The organism is Amycolatopsis sp. NPDC058278 (assembly GCF_042881395.1).
GTDB lineage: Bacteria > Actinomycetota > Actinomycetes > Mycobacteriales > Pseudonocardiaceae > Amycolatopsis.
This window is the reverse complement of record NZ_JBHVXZ010000234.1, coordinates 1-6,122: the sequence shown is the minus strand read 5'-3', so window position 1 is coordinate 6,122 and position 6,122 is coordinate 1. Positions and strand designations below refer to the sequence as shown.

Genomic DNA, 6,122 nt, shown 5'->3' with positions numbered 1-6,122 from the left:
AGCCCGCCCGCTGCCAGCTGCTCTACCACAGCCGTTCCAGCGCCCGGCGCGCGCGAGCCGGCGCCTGGCGGTCGCCGTGCAGCTGCAAGAAGTGGTTGAGTGCCAACATGATCGCGACGATCTCGTAGAGCAGCTGGTCGATGTCGGTGTCCGGCGGCAGTTCCGCCAGGCTCACCGCCCGCCAGATGTTGAGCCGCAGTTCGCGCTGCCAGAGCTGGTCGGCGCGCGCGATGGCATCGCGCACCGGTCCGTCCCGGCCGTCGAACTCGGCCGCGGCCGCGGTGAAGAAGCAGCCGCCGGGCAGCAGTTCGCGTTCCAGGTAGGAAATCCACGCCTCGCAGGCCGCGCGCAGGTACGGCAGGCCGCGCGCCACCCCACGCGCACGCTCGGGCACTTCGCGGACGAACAGCCCGGTCGCGGCGTCGACGACGGCCAGCTGGAGGCTCTCCTTGGTGCCGAAGTGCCCGATCACGCCCGCCTTGCTCATCCCCAGCTCGGTGGCGAGCCGCCCGATGGTCAGCCCTTCCAGTCCCTCCGCCGACGCGATCACCAGTCCGGTGTCGAGGATGCGCTGCCGGGTGAGCCGGGACTCGGCCAGGGACTTCCGGGGACTCATGGACACAGTATAGGTTACGAACGATCGGTCGCTATTTTCGCCCAGTCCCTGAGGAGGGCCCATGCCCGGCTCCCGCTTGACCGCGCTCGGCCACCACCAGCCCGCCCGCGTGCTGACCAACGCCGACCTGGAAGGCATGGTCGACACCTCCGACGAGTGGATCCGCCGCCGCACCGGCATCGCCACCCGGCACATCGCCGACGGCTCGGTGGCCGACCTGGCCACCGAAGCCGCGGCGAAGGCACTGGCCACGGCCGGCCTGGAACCCGGTGAAATCGGCATGGTCACCGTCGCCACCTGCAGTGCGATCGACCGCTGTCCCTCGATCGCCGCCCAGGTGGCGGGCCGCCTTGGCATCCCCGCCCCGGTCTGTTTCGACCTCAACAACGGCTGCGCGGGGTTCTGCACCGCACTGGCCACCGCGGACCACGCCATCCGGGCCGGAGCCGCCCGGCACGCGCTGGTCATCGGCGCCGAGAAGATGTCGGACGTCACCGACTGGACCGATCGCGGCACCTGCGTCCTCCTCGGCGACGGCGCGGGTGCGGCCGTCCTCAGCACCGCCGGCGCGCCGGCGGTCGGCCCGGTCGTCTGGGGATCCGACCCGGCACGCCGGCACCTGGTCCGGCTCGTGGACGCGTGGCAGCCCGCGTTCGCCCAGGACGGCCAGTCGGTGTTCCGCTGGGCCGCCCGGGAACTGCCCGCGGTCGCCGCGGAGGCCTGCCGCCGCGCGGGCATCGCCACCACGGACCTCGCCGGAGTCGTCACCCACCAGGCCAACCTGCGGATCATCGAGGCGCTGACCGACCGCCTCGACCTGCGCGACGACGTCGTGATCGGCCGGGATGTGGTCGATTCGGGCAACACGTCGGCGGCGTCCGTGCCGCTCGCACTGTCCAAAATGGTCGCCCGCGGCGAGCTGCCGTCCGGCGAGCCGGTGCTGCTCTTCGCCTTCGGCGGCGGGCTCTCCTGGGCCGGCCAGGTCGTCACCTGCCCGTGAGTGACGGTCGCGCCGGCCGGGCCGGGGACGTCTCCCCGGCCTTCCCGGCAAAGCGCCCGCTTACAATGGGCACGACCGGTCCGGCCGTCGTGGCCGCCGTCCGGGCGCGAGCGGGAGGACCACCGGATGACGATGTCGCTGTCGGCCGAACTCTGGCCGGACGTGCAGCCGGAGACCGCCCGGCGGCTGATGCTGGCCGGGGTGGAAGCCTTCGCCCAGCGCGGCTACCACGCCACCACCACGCGGGACATCGCCGGCGCCGCGGGGATGTCGCCCGCCGCGCTCTACGTGCACTTTCCCTCCAAGGCCGCGCTGCTGTTCGCGATCAGCCGGTACGGCCACGAACAGACGCTCGCGCTGGTCGAGAACGTCGTCGCCAAGGAGTCCGATCCCGTCGAGCGGATCCGGCTGATCGTCGAGGACTTCGTCGCGTGGCACGCGCGGCGCCACACCGTCGCGCGGGTGGTCCAGTACGAGCTGCAGGCGCTGCCCGAGCAGGAGTTCGAGGTGGTCGCCGCGCTGCGGCGGCGGATCGAGCGGATCGTGCGCGAGGTCATCGCCGAGGGCGTCGACAGCGGCGTGTTCACGGTGACCGACCCGCACGTCGCCGCCCGGGCCGTGCTTTCGCTCGGCGTCGACGTCGCCCGCTGGTACAGCGAGCGCGCCCGCCAGACACCCGCGGCGCTGGGCAAGGAGTACGGCGGGCTCGTGCTGCGGATGCTCGGCGTCGGCATGGCGCCCCAGTAGCGGACACAACCTGTCCGCTATCTCCGGCACGCTGGCCTCGTGCACACCCTCCTCGCCGCGCGGGCCCTCAACCGCGCCACCCTCGCCCGGCAGCTGCTGCTCGAGCGGGCCGGCCTGCCCGTGCTCGACGCCGTCGCCCACCTCGGCGGCCTGCAGGCGCAGGAGCCGCAGGCCCCGTTCACCGGGCTGTGGTCGCGGCTGCGCGCGTTCGACCCGGCCGCACTGGACGCCCTGCTGACCGGGCGGCGCGTCGTGCGGACCCACCTCATGCGCCGCACCGTGCACCTGCTGACCGCCGACGACGTCCTGGCGTGGCGGAGCCGGTTCGACACGATGTTGCGGCAGCGGGTCGTCGGCACCTACCGCCGCGAGCTCGCGGACGTGGACCTCGCCGAGCTCGCCGCGGCGGGCCGGGCGGTGCTGGCCGACGGCGAGCCCCGCTCGATGGGCGAACTCGCGCGGGCGGTCGCCGACCGGTGGCCCGCGCCGGGCCCCCGCCCGCTCGGCGAGCTGCTGATCGCCGCGCTGATCCCGTCGGCGCAGCTGCCGCCGCGCGGGCTGTGGCGCACCAAGGCGGGCGTGCGGAACCTGCCGCTGGCCGCGTGGCTCGGCCGGGACGCCGACCCGCTCGACCCGGACGACGGCGTCGGGCGGACGCTGGTCCGGCGCTACCTCGCGGCGTTCGGCCCGGCGGCGACGGCGGACCTGCGCGCGTGGTCGGGCCTGGCCGGCCTGCCGGCCGCGGTGAAGGCGGTGCGCGAGGAGCTCGTGGCCTTCCGCGACGAGCGGGGACGCGAGCTGCTCGACCTGCCCGGAGCACCCCGCCCCGACCCGGGCACCCCCGCACCGGTCCGGTTCCTCCCGGCGTTCGACAACGCGATCCTCGGCTACGACGACCGCACCCGCATCATCGACGACACCCACCGCGGGCTCTCGGTCGCGGGCGAGCGGGTGGTCCTGGTCGACGGCCGCGTTTCGGCAACGTGGACGACGGAGAACGACACGGTCGTGGTCCGGCCGCTGCGGCGGTTGACGGGGCCGGAACGTGACGAGGTCGCGGCCGAGGGAAGCGGACTGGCCGGCTTCTTGAGCGAGGGCGAAAGCGCTTGCGTCCGGCTCGAACCGAGCTAACCGACCGCCCTGGCGAACCGCTCCGCCACCTCCCGCAGCCGCTCCACCAGTCCCGGCGGTGCCTCCTCGACCACGAAGTCGTACCCCAGCTGGGCCAGGTGGTACGGCACCGCGTCCAGGTCCTTCGCCCCGGTCCGCACCCGGCAGCTGCCCTCGTCGATCTCTTCCACCACCCCCGACGTCGGCGAGATGCGCCGGGCCAGCGCCGACGCCGGGGCCGCCACCCGCAGGACCAGCTGGTGCGGGTAGGGCGCCGTCGAGATCTGGCGGGAGACGTACTCCGCGAGGTCCGCGGCCGGGGGCTCGCGCGGGGTGAACCGGAAGCCCCCCGCCGGCACCTCGGCGATCCGGTCCACCCGGAAGGTGCGCCAGTCCGCGCGGTCGAGGTCGAAGGCGACCAGGTACCAGCGCCGCCCCGTGTGGACCAGCCGCAGCGGCTCGACCGACCGCTGCGTCGAGGCACCCGACCGGTCGCCGTAGCCGAACCGCAGCCGTTCCTGGTCGCGGCAGGCCGTCGCGATCGCCGTGAGCACCGAGGCGTCCACCGTCGGACCGGCTCCGGGCAGTGACACCGTCGCCGCCTGCAGCGCGCCCACTCGCGGCCGCAGCCGGGCCGGCAGCACCTGCTCCAGCTTCGCCAGCGCCCGCACCGACGTCTCCTCGATGCCGCTGACCGTGCCGCTCGCCGCCGTGCGCAGGCCGACCGCGACCGCGACGGCCTCGTCGTCGTCCAGCAGCAGCGGCGGCAGCGCCGCGCCCGCGCCCAGCCGGTAGCCGCCCGCCACCCCCGGCGTCGCGTGCACCGGATAGCCGAGGGAGCGCAGCCGCTCGATGTCACGGCGGATCGTGCGGACGTCGACCTCGAGGCGGGCCGCGAGGTCGGCACCCGGCCAGTCCCGGCGCGCCTGCAGCAGCGAGAGCAGCCTGAGCAGCCGTTCCGAAGTGCCGTACATGGCACGCAGTGTGCCAGACATCGCGGACAGCTCCTGTCCGCGATTCACCGGAAGGCGGCAAACACTTGCCAGGCACCACCGCGGCCGGAAAGAGTGACGCATGCCGATCGATCCGCACACCCTGCTCGCCGTCGCCCGCGAAGAAGCCGAGCTGGGCAAGGCCGAGGGAGGTGTGCCGATCGGGGCCGCGCTGTTCGACTCCGCGGGCACGCTGCTGGGCCGCGGGCACAACCGGCGCGTGCAGGACGGCGACCCGTCGATGCACGCGGAAACCGCGGCGTTCCGCAACGCCGGCCGCCGCCCGCACTACCGGGACACGATCATGGTCACCACGCTCTCGCCGTGCTGGTACTGCTCCGGGCTCGTCCGTCAGTTCGGTATCGGGCGCGTCGTCATCGGTGAGGCCGAGACGTTCCACGGCGGTCACGACTGGCTCGCCGGGCTCGGTGTGGAGATCACCCTGCTCGACGATCCCGGCTGCACCGCGCTGATGACGGAGTTCATCGCCGCGCGCCCGGACCTGTGGTTCGAGGACATCGGGGTCGAGAAGTCCGAATAGGACAGTACCGATCGGCCCAGCTCGACCGCACCTGCTCGACAACAGCGCCTTACAGGAGCCGGTATGCCGTCATCCGTTCCGCTCGTGGACCTTTCGCCGTGGTTCGCGGGCACGTCCGAGGGCCGGGCCGAAGTGGCGGGCCGGATCGACCAGGCACTGCGGGAGTCCGGCTTCCTGCTGGTCACCGGGCACGGCGTCCCGGACGAGCTGCGCCACCGGACGCGCGAGCTGGCGCGGGAGTTCTTCGCGCTGCCCGAAGACGTCAAGCAGCGCTACGCCGTCACGGTCGGCGGCCGCGGCTGGCTGCCGCCGGGGGTCGAGGCCAACGGCTACGCCGAGGGCACCGAGACCCCGCCGGACCTCAAGGAGTCCTACTCGGCGGGCGCGGACACCCGGACCGGCGTGGCCGAGGTCGACGGGTTCTGGTTCCAGCCCAACGTCTGGCCGCACGAGGTGCCCGGCCTGGGCGAGGCGGCCACGGAGTACATGCGCCGGATGCGGGCGCTGGCGGACCACCTGCTGGAGATCTTCGCCGCGGCGCTCGGGCTCGCCCAGAGCCACTTCACCCGGCACACCGGGCACCCCACGTACACGCTCAACATCAACTGGTACCCGCCGATGACCCACGTCGGCCCGCCGGCGCCGGACCAGTTCCGGATCGGCCCGCACACCGACTTCGGCACGGTCACGGTGCTCGACCGCCAGGCCGGCGTCGGCGGCCTGCAGGTTTGCACGGCCGACGGCGAGTGGGCGGACGCGCCGTTCCACCCGGAAGCGTTCACGGTCAACATCGGCGACCTGATGGCCCGCTGGACGGGCGACCGCTGGCGCTCGACGCGCCACCGCGTCCTCCCCCCGGCCGCGACGGCACCCGACGAAGACCTCGTGTCGTTGATCTTCTTCTACGAGACCGATCACGACGCGCGGATCACGTCGTTGGCGCCGCCGCTGGGCACCCGCACCTACCCCGAGGTGATCGCGTCGCAGTACCTGAAGGAAAAACTGGACGCGATCACGATGAGCTAGTGTCCTGCGCCTGAAATTCGTTGGCAATATCGTGCGAGCGAGTCGATGATCTCCTCAGCAGTCTTGCGCCACACGAACGGCCGGGGGTTG

General features: G+C 73.3%; 7 protein-coding genes. 5 read left to right on the top strand and 2 right to left on the bottom strand.

All coding sequences use genetic code 11. From position 1 onward, the window contains the following. Positions 1-22: 22 nt before the first annotated feature. Complete coding sequence (locus tag ACFVYA_RS49125) at positions 23-616, bottom strand: TetR/AcrR family transcriptional regulator (RefSeq protein ID WP_387055455.1); 594 nt, start codon at positions 614-616, stop codon at positions 23-25. A gap of 61 nt (positions 617-677) precedes the next feature. On the opposite strand from ACFVYA_RS49125, the gene ACFVYA_RS49120 reads away from it, so the two are divergent. From ACFVYA_RS49120 to ACFVYA_RS49110, 3 genes are all read left to right on the top strand, one after another. Beyond that, complete coding sequence (locus ACFVYA_RS49120; RefSeq protein WP_387055453.1) at positions 678-1,616, top strand: beta-ketoacyl-ACP synthase III; 939 nt, start codon at positions 678-680, stop codon at positions 1,614-1,616. Between the two features lie 126 nt (positions 1,617-1,742). Then, the gene (locus ACFVYA_RS49115; RefSeq protein ID WP_285990140.1) at positions 1,743-2,363 is read left to right on the top strand and encodes a TetR/AcrR family transcriptional regulator; all 621 of its coding nucleotides are present in this window, start codon (positions 1,743-1,745) and stop codon (positions 2,361-2,363) included. Between the two features lie 39 nt (positions 2,364-2,402). Beyond that, entirely contained in the window at positions 2,403-3,494 is a 1,092-nt protein-coding gene (locus ACFVYA_RS49110) for a winged helix DNA-binding domain-containing protein (RefSeq protein ID WP_387055451.1), read from the top strand. On the opposite strand, the gene ACFVYA_RS49105 is transcribed toward ACFVYA_RS49110, so the two are convergent. Further along, entirely contained in the window at positions 3,491-4,447 is a 957-nt protein-coding gene (locus ACFVYA_RS49105; RefSeq protein WP_387055449.1) for a helix-turn-helix transcriptional regulator, read from the bottom strand. The two genes, ACFVYA_RS49110 and ACFVYA_RS49105, sit on opposite strands and share 4 nt — an antisense overlap. Positions 4,448-4,547: 100 nt before the next feature. Here ACFVYA_RS49105 and ACFVYA_RS49100 point away from each other — a divergent pair, with 100 nt between their 5' ends. Both ACFVYA_RS49100 and ACFVYA_RS49095 read left to right on the top strand, forming a co-directional pair. After that, the gene (locus ACFVYA_RS49100) at positions 4,548-5,006 is read left to right on the top strand and encodes a nucleoside deaminase (protein WP_285990137.1); all 459 of its coding nucleotides are present in this window, start codon (positions 4,548-4,550) and stop codon (positions 5,004-5,006) included. A gap of 63 nt (positions 5,007-5,069) precedes the next feature. Beyond that, on the top strand, positions 5,070-6,032 hold the full coding sequence (locus tag ACFVYA_RS49095) for an isopenicillin N synthase family dioxygenase (RefSeq protein ID WP_387055447.1): 963 nt from the start codon (positions 5,070-5,072) through the stop codon (positions 6,030-6,032). The last annotated feature ends 90 nt before the right edge of the window (positions 6,033-6,122 follow it).

What these genes read in the sequence shown, in the direction of transcription:
- ACFVYA_RS49095 (WP_387055447.1), top strand. Translation starts at nt 5,070, where the DNA reads ATGCCGTCATCCGTTCCGCTCGTGGACCTTTCGCCGTGGTTCGCGGGC.
- ACFVYA_RS49125 (WP_387055455.1), bottom strand. Translation starts at nt 616, where the DNA reads ATGAGTCCCCGGAAGTCCCTGGCCGAGTCCCGGCTCACCCGGCAGCGC.
- ACFVYA_RS49120 (WP_387055453.1), top strand. Translation starts at nt 678, where the DNA reads ATGCCCGGCTCCCGCTTGACCGCGCTCGGCCACCACCAGCCCGCCCGC.
- ACFVYA_RS49115 (WP_285990140.1), top strand. Translation starts at nt 1,743, where the DNA reads ATGACGATGTCGCTGTCGGCCGAACTCTGGCCGGACGTGCAGCCGGAG.
- ACFVYA_RS49105 (WP_387055449.1), bottom strand. Translation starts at nt 4,447, where the DNA reads ATGTACGGCACTTCGGAACGGCTGCTCAGGCTGCTCTCGCTGCTGCAG.
- ACFVYA_RS49100 (WP_285990137.1), top strand. Translation starts at nt 4,548, where the DNA reads ATGCCGATCGATCCGCACACCCTGCTCGCCGTCGCCCGCGAAGAAGCC.